The following is a 14,998-nucleotide window of genomic DNA, read 5'->3' on the forward strand; positions in this document are numbered from 1 at the left end:
GGATCTTCGCTCCCTGGGCGGTCGAGCGCGGGGCATGAAAGACTGGAACGGATGACGTCCCCCGAAACGCCGCCGACGAAGGTGCTCTGGCTCGCGCGGCTGGAGCACGGATTCCATGCCTGGCGCGAGCGTCGCGCCCGCGCCCGCGGGCAGCGCCCGACCGTGGCCGCCTTCCCCGGCTACGGCGGTGAGGACTGGGTGCGCATCCTCGGCCGCGTGCTCATCGTCCCGAAGATGTCCAAGCGCCGTCAGCGCAGCGAGTTCGCCGGAGTGCGCGGATGGCGCAGCTTCGCGGCCGTCGCGGTCGCCCATGCGACGGTCACCGTCACGATCGACGGGGTCGCGCACGACGTGGTCGCCGATCAGGGCGGCGTGCTCGACACAGTTCTCCCCGCGCGCCTGTCCCCCGGCTGGCAGACGGTCACGATGACCGTCGAGGGATCGGCACCCATCGAGACCCGCGTGTTCATCGTGGCGGCCGGGACACGCTTCGGCGTCATCTCCGACATCGACGACACCGTCATGGTGACCGCCCTGCCGAGGCCGTTCGTGGCGTTCTGGAACTCGTTCGTGCTCAACGAGCACGCACGCCAGCCCGTGCCGGGGATGGCGGTGCTGCTCGAACGACTCGTGCGCGACCACCCCGGCGCACCGGTGATCTACCTCTCGACCGGCGCCTGGAACGTGGCGCCCACGCTGGTGCGGTTCCTGCGCCGCCACCTGTTCCCGCCGGGCTCGCTCCTGCTCACCGACTGGGGACCGACGCACGACCGCTGGTTCCGCAGCGGCAAGGCACACAAGGAGGAGAACCTCCGACGCCTGGCACGGGAGTTCCCCGACGTGAAGTGGATGCTGCTCGGCGACGACGGCCAGCACGACGACGAGCTCTACACGGCCTTCACCGACGAGTTCCCCGACCGGGTGACGGCGGTCGCCATCCGCAAGCTCTCGCCGACCGAGGCCGTCCTCGCCGGCGGTCGGACGGCCGTCAACGACCACGCTGCCGCCGCGGTCCCGTGGGTCACCGACGTCGACGGCGCGGGACTGCTCGACCGGCTCGCCGAGATCGGCGTGATCGCCGAGGACTGAGGCGCCGAGCGACGGCATCCGCACGAAGAGTGTGGGTGCCCCCGCGTAGGGTGTGACGCATGTGCGGGCGTTTCGTGGTGGCCGAGTCCGGGTCCGAGCTCGTGGGGGTGCTGCGCGTCGACGTCGTCGGCGACGACCTCCCCGAGCCCTCCTTCAACATCGCGCCGACCGACCGGGTCGCGATCGTGCTCGATTCCGCCAAGACCGAGCCGCCGACGCGACGACTCGAGGCGGCCCGCTGGGGCCTCGTGCCGGCGTGGGCGAAGGATCCCGGCATCGGCGTGCGGGCCTTCAACGCCCGCTCCGAAGAGGTCGAGGACAAGCCGATGTTCCGGCAGGCGCTCATCAAGCGGCGCGCCGTGGTCCCCTCGACCGGCTACTACGAGTGGAAGACCGAAGACGGGGTGAAGACGCCCCACTTCATCCGTCCCGCCGACGGTTCACCGCTGCTGTTCGCGGGGCTGTACGAATGGTGGAAGGACCCGTCGAAGGCGGAGGAAGACCCGACCCGCTGGATGCTGAGCTTCACGATCATGACGCGCGACGCGGTGGGCGGCCTCGGCTCGATCCACGACCGGATGCCGCTGTTCCTCGACCCGGACTTCGCCGACGCGTGGCTCGACCCGACGACCGACAACGTGGGCGACGTGCTCGACGCCGCGATCGACGCGGCCCCCGCCCTCGCCGACACGCTGGAGGCGTATGTCGTCGACCGGGCCGTCGGCAACGTGCGCAACAACGGCCCACAGCTCATCGAGCGGGTCGGCTGACCTTCTGCACGGGAGAACGAAGGGCCGGGGCGGCGTGCGCCCCGGCCCTTCGTTCGTCACCCGGTTCTCACTGGAACGAGACGGTCGCCGACTCGTTGTTGAGCACGATCACCGGGGTGATCGGCGAGAGGCCGGCCGCCCGGATCTTCGCGGCGTCGAAGCGCAGCAGCGGCGTCCCCGCCGTCACCTGCTGACCGGCCGCCACGAGCGTTTCGAAGCCGTCGCCCTTGAGGCTGACGGTGTCGATCCCGACGTGGATGAGCAGTTCCGTGCCGTCGGCCAGGGCGAGCCCGATGGCGTGACCGGTGGGGAACACCGACGCCACGGTGCCGTCCGCCGGCGCCACGATCGTGTCACCGGTCGGGTCGACCGCGATGCCCGGGCCCATCGTGCCCTCGGCGAACATCGGGTCGGGCACCTCGGACAGGGGGACGACGGCGCCGGCGACGGGCTGACGCAGCACGACGGTCGCCGAGGCGATCGCCGTCGCCACGGTCTGTGTCGCCAGTGGCGGCTCGACACCGGTCGCACGTCCGAACGCCTCGATCTGCGGCATCCGGTCGTTGATGATGTCCTCCATCGCGTCCTTGACGAACTGCACGTTCAGGCCGTAGACGACCTGCACGGACTTGCCGCCCGGCTTGATGACACCGGCCGCGCCGGCACGCTTGAGGGCGTGCTCGTCGATGACGGCCGGGTTCTCGATCTCCATGCGCAGGCGGGTCGCGCAGTTGTCGACGTCGATGATGTTGTCCTTGCCGCCCAGGGCCGCGATGAACTTCTCTGCGGTGCCGTGGTAGCCGGTGAGGCTCGTCTCGATGTTGTCGGCATCCTGCGTGTCGAGCTCGTCTTCACGTCCCGGCGTCTTCAGGTTGAAGCGCTTGATGAGGAAGTAGAACGTGAAGAAGTAGATGAAGAACCAGGCGACGCCCATCAGCAGCAGGATCCACGGGTTCTGCGCGAGGGGGTTGGCCCACTGCAGCACCATGTCGATGAAACCGCCGGAGAAGCCGAAGCCCAGTCGCGTCGGCAGGAACGCCGCGACGCCCACCGAGATGCCCATGAAGACGGCGTGGATGAGGTACAGCCACGGCGCGACGAACATGAACGAGAACTCGAGCGGCTCGGTGACGCCGACGAAGAACGAGGCGACGGCCGCCGACAGCATGATGCCGTAGGTGACCTTGCGGCGCGTCGTCTTGGCGGTGAGGAACATCGCCAGGGCGGCGCCGGGCAGACCGAACATCATCACCGGGAAGAAGCCGGCCATGTACTGGCCGGTGACGCCGTAGACGCCGTCGCCGTTGGTGCCGTTGAGGAAGTTCGTCAGGTCGTTGATGCCGGCCACGTCGAACCAGAACACCGAGTTGAGCGCGTGGTGGAGGCCTGTCGGGATGAGCAGGCGGTTGAAGAAGCCGTACAGGCCCGCACCGAACGGCCCCATCGTGGCGATCCACTCGCCGAAGGTCACGAGGCCCGTGTAGATGACCGGCCAGACGAACAACAGCACGACGGCCACGACGAGGGACAGTCCCGCCGTGACGATCGCGACGGAGCGCTTGCCGGAGAAGAACGACAGGAAGTCGGGGAGCTTGGTGTCCTTGAACCTGTTGTAGCACCAGGCGCCGATGAGGCCGGCGATGATGCCGACGAAGACGTTCTGGATCTTGCCGAACGCGGGGTTCACGTCGGCGACGTCGGCGATGCCGAACAGCCCCTGCACCTTCGCGGGGCTCAGCAGCGTCGTGATCGTCAGCCACGACACGAGGCCGGCGAGGGCGGACGTGCCGTCGGTCTTGTTGGCCATGCCGATCGACACACCGATCGCGAACAGCAACGGCATGTTGTCGAGCAGCGCCCCACCGGCCGCGCCGAGGAACGTCGAGACGACGTTCGCTCCGCCGGCGGCGGATTGGATCCAGTACGAGATGCCGGACAGGATCGCGGCGACCGGCAGCACGGCCACCGGGAGCATGATCGATCTGCCGAGCCTCTGGAAGAACTTCATGAGGGACTCCAACCCGAGAGAGGTCGCCCGTGGGTACGGGTCGGTCGTACGCTACTCCCCCTTCCCAGCGTCCGCTCAGCTTTCGCCAGATGAAACGCAGGACGGTTAACAAATAGTTATCGCCCGCTCTTCCCGGAAGCCCGCTCACTCACCATCGCTGCCAGGTCCGGCGCATTTCGACTCGTCGCTGCGCTCCTCGCTCAACGACCGCAACTTCCCGGTGGTTGAGTAGCCGGCGCAGCCGGCGTATCGAAACCCGTGCACCCACCGTCGGCTGACGAGCTCGGCGCGTTGCGACTCGTCGCTGCGCTCCTCGCTCAACGACCGGAAACCACCACCGGGAATGGAAAAACCCCCGGGTTGACCGGGGGTTTTTGGTGGACCTGAGGGGACTCGAACCCCTGACCCCCTGCATGCCATGCAGGTGCGCTACCAGCTGCGCCACAGGCCCTCCGTCGCCGTTTCCGGCAACTTGTTCAGCTTACTACATCTCCCGGCGTGCTCTGAACCACGGGCGCCTCGATGCGGATGACGGGGCAGTCCTTCCAGAGTCGCTCGAGGCTGTAGAAGGCCCGCTCCTCGGAGTGGAAGACGTGCACGACGAGGTCGCCGAAGTCCAGCAGCACCCAGCGTGACTCGGCGCGGCCCTCGCGGCGCAGACGCTTGACGCCCTGCTCGAGCATCGTCTCCTCGATCGCGTCGGCGATGGCGGCGACGTTGCGCTCGCTGTTGCCGGTGACGAGCAGGAAGGCGTCGACGAGCGGCAGCGGCTCGGACACGTCGAAGGCGACGAGATCCTCACCGCCCTTCCCGGCGGCGGCATCGGCGGCCTGCTGGACGAGGATGCGGGTGGTGTCTGCGGCGGTCATCAGAGGACTCCAGTGGCGAAAGCGAGGATGAGGACACCGGCGAGGGCGACGGCGAGCACGCCCGCCGTGATCGCCAGCACCATCATGAGCCGGCTCCCCTTCTCGGGTGCGGGCGGTTTGATGATGTCCTCGGCGGCCTTGATGGTGCTGATCGCCGAGCTCGCGGCGATCGGGGTGGGCGAGGACGTCGCCGGCAGTTCGCCGTCGACGAGCACGGCGTCGATGTCCTTGCCGTCGGCGGTGCCGGGCGCGGACCCGGTGGAGCCGTACGAGTCGGGCAGCAGGAACGTCCCGGTCACGAGCACCTCCCCCGTGGCCGTGACGGGCGCGGTGAACGCCCCGGTCTCGGGCGTCTGCGACAGGATGAGGGCGTTCGAGGTCGCCGGCGACGACGTGCCGCCGCTGCCGCGACCGAGCACCTGGTCGAACGACGGCGGCAGGTCGATCTCGACGGCGTCGCCGGCGAGCAGGCCGGCGCCGAAGGCCGAAGACACCTCGGCGCGCGCGGGCGCGGGTGCGGCGACCGGTGCGGAGTCATCGGCGTCGGCATCCGACTCGCCGGCACCCTCGTCCACGGTGTCGTCTGCGACTTCGTCCGTGGTGTCGTCGGCCGGCTCGCCCGAGGTCTCGTCGGCGGGCAGCGCCACGAGTTCGACGGGCTCGTCCTCCGCCGTGTCCGCAGCCTCGTCCTCGACGTCACCGGATGGCTCCGTCTCGGCGGCGGCGTCGTCGGCGAGCTCGGCGGCTTCGACCGCATCGACCGCGGCGTCATCGGCGCTCGCCTCGTCATCGACCACGTCGACGACGTCGAGTTCGACGATCTCCTCGTCCGCCGGCGCATCCTCCGCCGCGGCTTCGGGCTCGCCCTGCGCCTCGACATCGTCGATGACCGGGACGGATGCCGTCCGCAGCCGCTCCCGGTCGCGCACCTGTCGGCGGGTGAGGACGGGGCCTTCGTCGGCGTCGCCCGCGCCGGAGGCGGGCCCGTCGGGGACCGTGGGGGCGTCGGGCAGTTCGACCGGTTCGGCGGCGCGCGGCAGCGGCGCGACCGGCGCGGGGGCGGGTTCCGCTTCGGTGGCGGCCGCGGCGGCCTCCTCGGGCGTGATGATCGGCGTCGAGGCCGTGTTGCGCAGTTCACGCAGCTGACGTCGGGTCAGCTGCGGCGCATCGGGCTGGTCGGGCTGGTCGGGTGTGCTCATGGCGTGCTCCGATACAGATGGTGCTTCGCAATGTATTGGACGACCCCGTCGGGCACGAGGTACCACACCGGCAATCCGCTCTGTACGCGGGTGCGGCAGTCCGTGGAAGAGATGGCGAGCGCGGGCACCTCGAGTTGGCTGACGTTCTTGTCGGGCAGGCCCGCGGTGCTGAGGACGTGCCCCGGGCGCGAGACCGCGACGAAATGCGCGAGGTCCCACAGCTCGGCGTGGTCGCGCCAGCCGAGGATCTGCGCGATCGCGTCGGCACCGGTGATGAAGAACAGATCGGCATCCGGACGCTGCGCCTTGAGGTCGCGCAGCGTGTCGATCGTGTAGGTGGGCCCGGTGCGGTCGATGTCGACCCTGCTCACCGTGAAGCGGGGGTTCGACGCCGTCGCGATCACCGTCATCAGATAGCGGTGCTCGCTCGGGCTGACCTCCTGCTTCTGCCAGGGGCGCCCGGTGGGCACGAACACGACCTCGTCGAGGTCGAACGACTGCGCGACCTCACTGGCCGCGACGAGGTGTCCGTGGTGGATGGGATCGAACGTCCCACCCATGACCCCGATGCGCGGGGTCCGCTCCGTCGTCATCGGAGCCTCAGTGGTGGCCGTGGCCCGCCTGCGACAGGTCGACGGGGTGAGCCTCGGCGTAGGCCTGGGCCTTGTGCGCGTGACGGTTGGCCACGTTGCGGTACGAGAGGGTCACCAGACCCAGCGCGAGGAAGACCACGATGGCGATCACGAAGAACGGGAAGGTCTCGGCCTGGGCGTTGCCGTGATGCTCCGTCGCGCCGGCGAGGGCGACGATGGTGGCGAGGGTCATTCGGACTCCGTTCGGTTCGGGTGCGCAGAGGCCAGTTTAGGCGGTCAGCGGCGGATCTGCCCGGCACCGCGGGCGAGCCACTTGGTGCTGGTGAGTTCGGGCAGGCCCATGGGGCCGCGGGCGTGCAGCTTCTGCGTCGAGATGCCGACCTCTGCGCCGAAGCCGAACTCGCCGCCGTCGGTGAAACGCGTCGAGGCGTTGACCATGACCACCGCCGAGTCGACCTCGGCGAGGAACCGTTCGGCGTTCGCGTCGTCGGTCGTGATGATCGACTCGGTGTGGTGGGTCGAATACGTGCGGATGTGGGCGAGCGCGTCGTCGAGGTCGTCGACGACGCGCATCGACAGGTCGAGGCTCATGTGCTCGGTGGCCCAGTCGGCCTCGGTCGCGGGGACGGCATCCGGCAGCAGCGTACGCACGCGCTCGTCGGCGTGGACGGTGACGCCGGCGGCGGCGAGGGCGGCGCCGAGTTCGGGAACGAGGTGCGCGGCGGCATCGCGATGGACGAGGACGGTCTCGACGGCGTTGCAGACGCTCGGGCGCTGCGCCTTCGCGTTGACGACGATCTCGCGCGCCCAGTCGGTGGGCGCCGACGCGTCGAGCACGATGTGCACGACACCGGCTCCGGTCTCGATGACGGGCACCTGCGAGGTCGTGACGACGGTTTCGATCAGCTGTGCGCTCCCCCGCGGCACGAGCACGTCGACGATCCCACGCGCCTGCATGAGCGCGGCGGCCCCGTCGCGACCGAAGTCGTCGACGGTCTGCACCGCCTCGGGGTCGACGCCGGCGGCCGCGAGGGCGCCGCGCATGATGGCGACGAGGGCCGCGTTGCTGGATGCCGCCGCGGTGCCGCCGCGGAGCACGACGGCGTTGCCGGAGCGCAGCGCGAGCGCGGCGATGTCGACGGTCACGTTGGGACGCGCCTCGTAGATCGAGCCGACCACGCCGAACGGCACGGCGACCTTCTGCAGCCGCAGGCCGTTGTCGAGGGTGCGCTCGTCGAGCACGCGCCCGACCGGGTCGGGCAGGGCGGCGACGGCGCGGACGGCCTCGGCGAGGGCGTGCACGCGTGCGTCGTCGAGTCGGAGCCGGTCGAGGAGTCCGGTGGACAGACCTTCGACGGCGCCGCGGGAGAGGTCGTCGGCGTTGGCCTCGACGATGTCGGCGGATGCCGCGTCGATCGCGTCGGCGATGGCCGTCAGCAGTGCCGCCTTGGCGTCGTCGCCGAGCAGGGCGACCTGCCGGGAGGCCTCCTTCGCCCGCAGCATGCGCTCGCGCGCGGCCGCGACACGCTCCTCGGCGGTGACGGGGGAGGCGGCGATCGTGCTCATCGCGCCAGTCTACCGAGGCTCAGTGCGCGACGCCGGTGCGGACGGCACCCGTGAACCCCGACGGCGCGGGCGCCGGGTTGGGCGCGAACCAGGTGCCGACGTCGGCGCCGTCGAGCGCGTCGGAGACGAGGTCGGCGCTCGTGACGAGCACGCCGACCCCGGCATCCGCCGCGAGCTTGGCGGCCGAGGCCTTCGTGGCCGCCCCGCCGGTGCCGACGCTGTTGACGACGACCGATCCGAACTCGTAGCCCGACAGGTCGTCACCGTGTGCGACGTCACGGATGGGGCGCGCCCCGGGCTCGCCGGGCGGGCGCGTGTAGAGGCTCTCGATGTCGGAGAGCAGCACGAGCGCGTCGGCGCCGATCAGCTGCGCGACGAGCGCGGCGAGTCGATCGTTGTCGCCGAAGCGGATCTCGTGCGTGGCGACCGTGTCGTTCTCGTTGACGATCGGGAGGATCCGCAGGCCCAGTAGACGCTCCATCGCGCGGCGCGCGTTGGAGCGGTGCGTCGGGTTCTCGAGGTCGCCGGCGGTCAGCAGCACCTGCCCGGCCACGATCGCGTACTGCCGCAGCGCCTCCTGGTAGCGGTAGATGAGCACGTTCTGCCCCACCGCCGCCGCGGCCTGCTGCGTCGCCAGATCGGTCGGGCGTTCGTCGAGCGCGAGGTACGGCATCCCGGTCGCGATCGCACCGGAGGAGACGAGCACGACCTCCGTGCCGCGCGCGTGCGCGGTGGCGAGGGCGTCGACGAGCGGCGCGATGCGGTGGGCGCCATCGCCGCTGATCGACGAGGAGCCGACCTTCACGACGAGCCGCCGCGCCCCGGGGAGCTCGTGGCGGCCGGCGAGGGTCACGCCTCGTCCTCCTCGTCCCACGACTGCTCGGTGCGACGCTCGGCCTCGAGTTCGGCGCGGGCCTCGGCCTTCGCGTCCATCCGCTCGTGGTAGCGCTCACGACGCTGCGACGTGGTGCGGCGCGGGTTGAGGTCGAGACGCGGGTCGGTGCCGCGCGGGGCCGTCATGAGCTCCGCGGCGGAAGACAGCGACGGGTGCCAGTCGAAGACGATGCCGTCGCCGGGGCCGATGACGACCGTGGAGCCGGCGACCGCGCCGAGACGGAACAGCTCGTCTTCGACGCCGAGCTTCTCGAGGCGGTCGGCGAGGAAGCCCACGGCCTCTTCGTTCTGGAAGTCGGTCTGCTGCACCCAGCGCACCGGCTTCGCGCCGAGAATGCGGTACACGTTGCCGTAGGTGCCGCCCTCGACGCGGATCTCGAACTCGCGCTGCGATCCGGCGGGGCGGATGACGACGCGCTCGGGTGCGGGGGCGGCCGCCTGCGCGGCGCGGTGCTGGGCGACGATGTCGCCGAGTGCGAAGGTGAGCGGGCGCAGTCCGTCGTGGCTGACGGTGGAGATCTCGAAGACGCCGAACCCGCGGGCCTCGAGGTCGGGGCGCACGAACTCGGCGAGCTCGCGCGCCTCGGGCACGTCGACCTTGTTGAGGGCGATCAGCTGCGGACGCTCCAGCAGCGGAGTCTGCCCCTCCGGCACCGGGTATGCGGCGAGCTCTGCCAGGATGACGTCGAGGTCGCTCAGCGGGTCACGGCCGGGTTCGAGGGTCGCGCAGTCGAGCACGTGCACGAGGGCCGTGCAGCGCTCGACATGGCGGAGGAACTCGAGCCCGAGGCCCTTGCCCTCGCTGGCGCCCTCGATGAGGCCCGGCACGTCGGCGACGGTGAAGCGCACGTCGCCGGCCTGCACGACGCCGAGGTTCGGGTGCAGCGTCGTGAACGGGTAGTCGGCGATCTTCGGGCGTGCGGCGGAGATCGCGGCGATGAGGCTCGACTTGCCCGCCGACGGGAAGCCGACGAGGGCGACGTCGGCGACGGTCTTGAGCTCGAGGAACACGTCGCCCTCGAAGCCGGGCGTGCCGAGCAGGGCGAAGCCGGGCGCCTTGCGCTTGGGGTTGGCGAGCGCGGCGTTGCCGAGGCCGCCGAGACCGCCGGGGGCGGCGACGTAGCGCATGCCCGGGGTGAGCATGTCGGCGAGCACCTCGCCCTCGGCATCCTTCACGACCGTGCCCACGGGCACCGGCAGCTCCAGGATCTCGCCCGCCGCGCCGGAGCGGTTGTCGCCCATGCCGAACCCGCCGTTGCCGGCCGAGCGGTGCGGCGAGTGGTGGTAGGACAGCAGCGTCGTCACCTGCGGATCGGCGACGAGCACGACGTCGCCGCCGTGACCGCCGTTGCCGCCGTCGGGTCCGGCGAGCGGCTTGAACTTCTCGCGACGCACCGACACGCAGCCGTTGCCGCCCTTACCGGCACGCAGATGCAGCGTGACGCGGTCGACGAAGGTCACCATGTCGGTCTCCTCGGGTTCGGGGGATGAATGAAGCGAGGGGCGGGCTCACGCCCGCCCCTCGCTGTCACAGCTCGGTGTGGATTACTCCGCAGCCGCCACGATGTTGACGACCTTGCGGCCGCCCTTCTGGCCGAACTCGACCGCACCGGCGGCGAGGGCGAACAGGGTGTCGTCGCCACCACGGCCGACGTTGGCGCCGGGGTGGAAGTGCGTGCCACGCTGGCGGACGAGGATCTCGCCGGCGTTGACGGTCTGGCCGCCGAAACGCTTCACGCCGAGGCGCTGTGCGTTGGAGTCACGACCGTTGCGGGTGGAGCTTGCGCCCTTTTTGTGTGCCATCTCGCGTTTCTCCCTGGCTTTACTTGATGCCGGTGACCTTGACGCGCGTGAGGTCCTGGCGGTGGCCCTGGCGCTTCTTGTAACCGGTCTTGTTCTTGAACTTCTGGATGACGATCTTCGGGCCGCGCTCCTCGCCGAGGACCTCGGCGGTGACCTTGACCTTCGCGAGCTTGTCGGCGTCGGTCGTCACGGCGTCGCCGTCGACGAACAGCACGGCGGGCAGCTCGATCGAGTCGCCGACCTTGGCCTGCTGACGGTCGAGGACGACGATCGTGCCGACCTCCACCTTCTCCTGACGGCCGCCGGCGCGCACAACTGCGTAAACCACTTCACACCTGTTTTCTTCAGTGGAGCGCACGGCTCCGGTTGTCTCATGGGACCGGTGGTCCCGAAGAATGTCCGATGCGGAGGCGGAACCTCGACGCACCAAGGATCGAGTTTACCCGATGGGGGGCGGTCCTGGCAAAAGCGCCCCGATCCGCGCGCCGACCGCGCTCCCCCGGCCTAGGATCGGCGGATGGCCATCCTCATCGACGACGCCCGGTGGCCGGCGCACGGGCGGCTGTGGGCGCACCTCGTGAGCGACACGTCACTCGACGAGCTGCACGCTTTCGCTGAGGCGGCCGGCATCCCGCGCCGCGGATTCGACCGCGACCACTACGACGTCCCCGAAGACTCCGTCGCCCGTCTGATCGCGGCGGGCGCCGAGCACGTGTCCGGTCGCGACCTGGTGCGCCGGCTCATCGCGTCGGGCCTGCGCGTCACCGCCCGGGAGCGGCGCGGCCGCTGACCCGGGCGGTTCGGGCTCAGTCCTCGGGGGTGGCGGCGACCGGAGTGCCGCTGAGCGCGGCGGTCGTGACGCGACGGCGCGCGCGGCCCTGGCCCGGTGCCTTCGGCTCCGGGAGGGCGTTGAGCACCGAGTCGAGCAGCATGTCCTTCTCGGTCTTCGGCGCCGCCGCCTCGCTCTTGCGGCGGCGCGGCTTCGAGGCGCGCTCCGCCTTGGGCGGACGGGCCTCCTCCGCGGCCGGCGCGGCCGGGAGCTCGATGACGGGCTCGACGGCGGGGGCGGCATCCTCGTGCGACGGGTGGATGGTGGAGGCGGCGATCTGGGCGAGGGCCGACTTCACCCCCTCGGTGATGGTGTGGGTGCCGCCGCCGGGTGCCGTCGAGGCGGACGCGCCGTTGCCGTTGCCGTTGCCGTTCGCGTTGCCGCCGCCGTTCCCGCGCGAGCGCCGGTTGGACGAGCCCTGCTGCTGCGGGGCGCGGTGCTTCACGACGGGGTCGTGGTGCACGATGACGCCGCGGCCCGCGCACACCTCGCACGCCTCGCTGAAGGTCTCCAACAGGCCCAGGCCCAGCTTCTTGCGGGTCATCTGCACGAGTCCGAGCGAGGTGACCTCGGCGACCTGGTGCTTCGTGCGGTCACGGCTCAAGCACTCGACGAGGCGGCGCAGCACGAGGTCGCGGTTGGACTCGAGCACCATGTCGATGAAGTCGACGACGATGATGCCGCCGATGTCGCGGAGGCGCAGCTGACGGACGATCTCCTCGGCCGCCTCGAGGTTGTTCTTGGTGACGGTCTCTTCCAGGTTGCCGCCGGAGCCGACGAACTTGCCCGTGTTGACGTCGACGACCGTCATCGCCTCGGTGCGGTCGATGACGAGCGACCCGCCGGAGGGCAGCCACACCTTGCGGTCGAGCGCCTTCTCGATCTGCTCCGTGATGCGGAACTCGTCGAACGGGTCGTGGTCGCCCTCGTAACGCTCGACGCGCTCGAGCAGGTCGGGGGCCACACCCGTCAGGTACTGGCTGATCGTGTGGTGCGCCTCTTCGCCCTGGATCAGCATCCGGGAGAAGTCCTCGTTGAACACGTCACGGACGATCTTGACGAGCAGGTCGGGCTCGGAGTGCAGCAGCGCGGGGGCCTGCATCGCGGAGACCTGCGTGGAGATGTGCTCCCACTGGTTGGTGAGACGCTGCACGTCGCGGGTCAGCTGGTCCTCGGTCGCGCCCTCGGCCGCCGTGCGCACGATGACGCCGGACGATTCCGGGAGCACCTCCTTGAGGATCTTCTTCAGACGCGCGCGCTCGGTGTCGGGCAGCTTGCGGGAGATGCCGTTCATGGCGCCGCCGGGCACGTACACGAGGTAGCGGCCCGGGAGGGAGATCTGGCTCGTGAGCCGCGCGCCCTTGTGCCCGACCGGGTCCTTCGTGACCTGCACGAGCACCTTGTCGCCCGACTTCAGCGCGAGCTCGATGCGGCGCGGCTGGTTGCCGGTCTCGACGGCGTCCCAGTCGACCTCGCCGGAGTACAGCACGGCATTGCGGCCGCGGCCGATGTCGACGAAGGCGGCCTCCATGCTGGGCAGCACATTCTGCACACGGCCGAGGTAGACGTTGCCGATGAGCGACGCGTCCTGATTGCGGGCGACGTAATGCTCGACGAGTACGCCGTCCTCGAGCACGGCGATCTGGATGCGACCGTTCTTGGAGCGCACGATCATGACGCGGTCGACGGCCTCGCGTCGGGCGAGGAACTCCGCCTCGGTCACGACGGCGCGGCGGCGGCCGGCCTCGCGGCCGTCACGGCGGCGCTGCTTCTTGGCCTCGAGACGCGTGGAGCCCTTGATGCGCTGCGGCTCGGTGATGAGCTCGACGGCGCGACGGCGTCCCTGCGGCTGCGCGGTGCCGGCGTCGTCGCCCTCGCCCGATGCCTGTCCGCCGCGGCGACGGTTGCGCCGACGGCTGCTGCCGGATGCCGGCTGCGCGTCGTCGGCGGGCTCGTCGTCGAACGCGGCGCCCGGCAGGGCGGGGAGGAAGGTGACCTCCGGCGCGTAGAAGTGCAGCTGCGTCGTGACCTGCGAGACGAAAACCTCGGGAAGCAGGCCGAGCGCCACCGCGGTGAGCGGCGCCTCCTCGGCGGGGGTCTGCTCTGCGGGGGTCTGCTCCGCGGGGGCCTCGGGAGCGGTCGGCGCCTCCTCGGCGGCCTCGGCGACCGGAGGCTCCTCGGCGACGGAAGCTTCCTCCGAGACGGGGGCTTCCTCCGCGACGGGGGCTTCCTCCGCGACGGGGGCTTCCACCGAGACGGGGGCCTCCACCGAGACGGGGGCCTCCTCCGAGACGGGGGCCTCTTCGGCCGGGACCTCGTCCACGACCGGAGCCTCCTCGGCGACGGCCGATTCGTCGGCGACCGGGGCGTCATCCGCCGCCGGCGCGGGCGTGCTCAGCGCCTCGTCCACCGGGAGGTCGAGCTCCTCGGGGATCCCAGCGGCCGTGCTGTCGTTCGGTTCGTGTACATCTGCCATCGCTGGCCCAATCCTCACGGGTACGGCTCCGCGTGCCGTCCCGCTCACCTCTGGCGGCGCTGCTCCGTTCGGAGGAGCCGCGAATTCACTCGGTCTGCGATGGACCCGCTCCAGGGCTGGGTGCGCATCGCGCTGGGCTGTCGTCGCCCGAAGTCTTCTGTGACGTGGATCGCGGCGCGGCCGCGGAGACGTCGGGGACCATTATCGCACGCGGCGTGTCGATTGCGCGGATGCGGCGCCCCTCCGCGTCGACGCATACGCGCCGATGCGATAATCACGAGGTGTCGACCCGCCCCGCCGAGCCCCGTCCGACCGTCTTCGCGATCTGGCTGGTAATCGCCGGCGTGATCGGCTGGATCGCCGCGTTCGCGTTGACGATCGAGAAGTTCCACGCCCTCACGAACCCCGGCGATGCGGCATCCTGCGACTTCAGCGTGATCGTCCAGTGCTCGGCGAACCTCGACTCGCCGCAGGGTTCGGCGTTCGGCTTCCCCAATCCGATCCTCGGCCTGACCGGCTGGGTCGCCCCGATCGTCGTGGGCATGGCACTGCTGGCGGGGGCCAGGTTCGCCCGCTGGTTCTGGTGGTGCTTCGCGGCCGGGATCACCTTCGCGTACGGGTTCGTGTGGTGGCTCATCGGCCAGAGCATCTTCGTGCTCGGCACGCTGTGCCCGTGGTGCATGGTGACGTGGCTCGTGACGATCCCGACGTCCTACGCCGTGTGGGTGCACCTCGCGCGGGCGGGCGTCGTCTCTCCGTCGCAGCGGGTGCGCTCCGTCGGCTCGGCGCTCATGGCGTGGGTGCCGCTCATGGCGTTGGTCACCTACGGCGTCGTGCTGCTGCTCGCGCAGCTGCGTCTGGATGCGGTGCCGCAGCTGCTCGGCATCCTCTTCTGACCGCTC

At 70.6% G+C, this 14,998-nt stretch carries 15 protein-coding genes and 1 tRNA gene; 4 read left to right on the top strand and 12 right to left on the bottom strand.

The window, feature by feature from the left end; genetic code table 11:
• Window positions 1-51: 51 nt before the first annotated feature.
• On the top strand, window positions 52-1,089 hold the full coding sequence (locus C7474_RS08340; protein WP_121058831.1) for an App1 family protein: 1,038 nt from the start codon (window positions 52-54) through the stop codon (window positions 1,087-1,089).
• 59 nt (window positions 1,090-1,148) lie between these two features.
• Entirely contained in the window at window positions 1,149-1,859 is a 711-nt protein-coding gene (locus C7474_RS08345; RefSeq protein ID WP_121058833.1) for an SOS response-associated peptidase, read from the top strand.
• A gap of 67 nt (window positions 1,860-1,926) precedes the next feature.
• On the opposite strand, the gene nagE is transcribed toward C7474_RS08345, so the two are convergent.
• The 11 genes from nagE to rplU all read right to left on the bottom strand — a co-directional run bounded on the left by nagE (window position 1,927) and on the right by rplU (window position 11,119).
• The gene (gene nagE / locus C7474_RS08350; protein WP_121058835.1) at window positions 1,927-3,867 is read right to left on the bottom strand and encodes an N-acetylglucosamine-specific PTS transporter subunit IIBC; all 1,941 of its coding nucleotides are present in this window, start codon (window positions 3,865-3,867) and stop codon (window positions 1,927-1,929) included.
• A 375-nt stretch (window positions 3,868-4,242) separates the two neighbouring features.
• A tRNA-Ala gene (locus tag C7474_RS08355) sits at window positions 4,243-4,318 on the bottom strand.
• Window positions 4,319-4,343: 25 nt separating this feature from the next.
• Window positions 4,344-4,736 (bottom strand): ribosome silencing factor, encoded by a 393-nt coding sequence (gene rsfS, locus C7474_RS08360; RefSeq protein ID WP_121058837.1) that lies wholly within the window; start codon window positions 4,734-4,736, stop codon window positions 4,344-4,346.
• Entirely contained in the window at window positions 4,736-5,935 is a 1,200-nt protein-coding gene (locus C7474_RS08365; protein ID WP_121058840.1) for a hypothetical protein, read from the bottom strand. Before C7474_RS08365 ends, rsfS begins: the two co-directional genes overlap by 1 nt.
• On the bottom strand, window positions 5,932-6,528 hold the full coding sequence (nadD, locus tag C7474_RS08370) for a nicotinate-nucleotide adenylyltransferase (RefSeq protein ID WP_121058842.1): 597 nt from the start codon (window positions 6,526-6,528) through the stop codon (window positions 5,932-5,934). Before nadD ends, C7474_RS08365 begins: the two co-directional genes overlap by 4 nt.
• A gap of 7 nt (window positions 6,529-6,535) precedes the next feature.
• Window positions 6,536-6,760, bottom strand: a complete 225-nt coding sequence (locus tag C7474_RS08375) for a hypothetical protein (RefSeq protein WP_121058844.1) — start codon at window positions 6,758-6,760, stop codon at window positions 6,536-6,538.
• 44 nt (window positions 6,761-6,804) lie between these two features.
• Window positions 6,805-8,094: a glutamate-5-semialdehyde dehydrogenase gene (locus C7474_RS08380; RefSeq protein WP_121058846.1), complete on the bottom strand. Its 1,290-nt coding sequence runs from the start codon at window positions 8,092-8,094 to the stop codon at window positions 6,805-6,807.
• A gap of 19 nt (window positions 8,095-8,113) precedes the next feature.
• A complete protein-coding gene (gene proB / locus C7474_RS08385; RefSeq protein WP_121058848.1) occupies window positions 8,114-8,947 on the bottom strand; it encodes a glutamate 5-kinase in 834 nt (277 codons plus the stop codon).
• Window positions 8,944-10,452, bottom strand: coding sequence for a GTPase ObgE (gene obgE, locus C7474_RS08390; RefSeq protein WP_121058850.1), 1,509 nt, complete (start codon window positions 10,450-10,452; stop codon window positions 8,944-8,946). The genes proB and obgE overlap by 4 nt, the downstream gene beginning before the upstream one ends.
• A gap of 81 nt (window positions 10,453-10,533) precedes the next feature.
• The gene (gene rpmA / locus C7474_RS08395; RefSeq protein WP_121058852.1) at window positions 10,534-10,791 is read right to left on the bottom strand and encodes a 50S ribosomal protein L27; all 258 of its coding nucleotides are present in this window, start codon (window positions 10,789-10,791) and stop codon (window positions 10,534-10,536) included.
• Window positions 10,792-10,810: 19 nt separating this feature from the next.
• Window positions 10,811-11,119: a 50S ribosomal protein L21 gene (gene rplU, locus C7474_RS08400; RefSeq protein WP_121058853.1), complete on the bottom strand. Its 309-nt coding sequence runs from the start codon at window positions 11,117-11,119 to the stop codon at window positions 10,811-10,813.
• A 189-nt stretch (window positions 11,120-11,308) separates the two neighbouring features.
• Between rplU and C7474_RS08405 the strand changes: the two genes are divergently transcribed.
• A complete protein-coding gene (locus C7474_RS08405) occupies window positions 11,309-11,581 on the top strand; it encodes a DUF4031 domain-containing protein (protein ID WP_121058855.1) in 273 nt (90 codons plus the stop codon).
• A 16-nt stretch (window positions 11,582-11,597) separates the two neighbouring features.
• Here C7474_RS08405 and C7474_RS08410 read toward each other — a convergent pair whose 3' ends face one another.
• The gene (locus C7474_RS08410) at window positions 11,598-14,096 is read right to left on the bottom strand and encodes an Rne/Rng family ribonuclease (RefSeq protein WP_241965162.1); all 2,499 of its coding nucleotides are present in this window, start codon (window positions 14,094-14,096) and stop codon (window positions 11,598-11,600) included.
• Between the two features lie 281 nt (window positions 14,097-14,377).
• Here C7474_RS08410 and C7474_RS08415 point away from each other — a divergent pair, with 281 nt between their 5' ends.
• The gene (locus tag C7474_RS08415; protein ID WP_121058858.1) at window positions 14,378-14,992 is read left to right on the top strand and encodes a vitamin K epoxide reductase family protein; all 615 of its coding nucleotides are present in this window, start codon (window positions 14,378-14,380) and stop codon (window positions 14,990-14,992) included.
• The last annotated feature ends 6 nt before the right edge of the window (window positions 14,993-14,998 follow it).

Source organism: Microbacterium telephonicum (assembly GCF_003651225.1).
Lineage (GTDB): Bacteria > Actinomycetota > Actinomycetes > Actinomycetales > Microbacteriaceae > Microbacterium > Microbacterium telephonicum.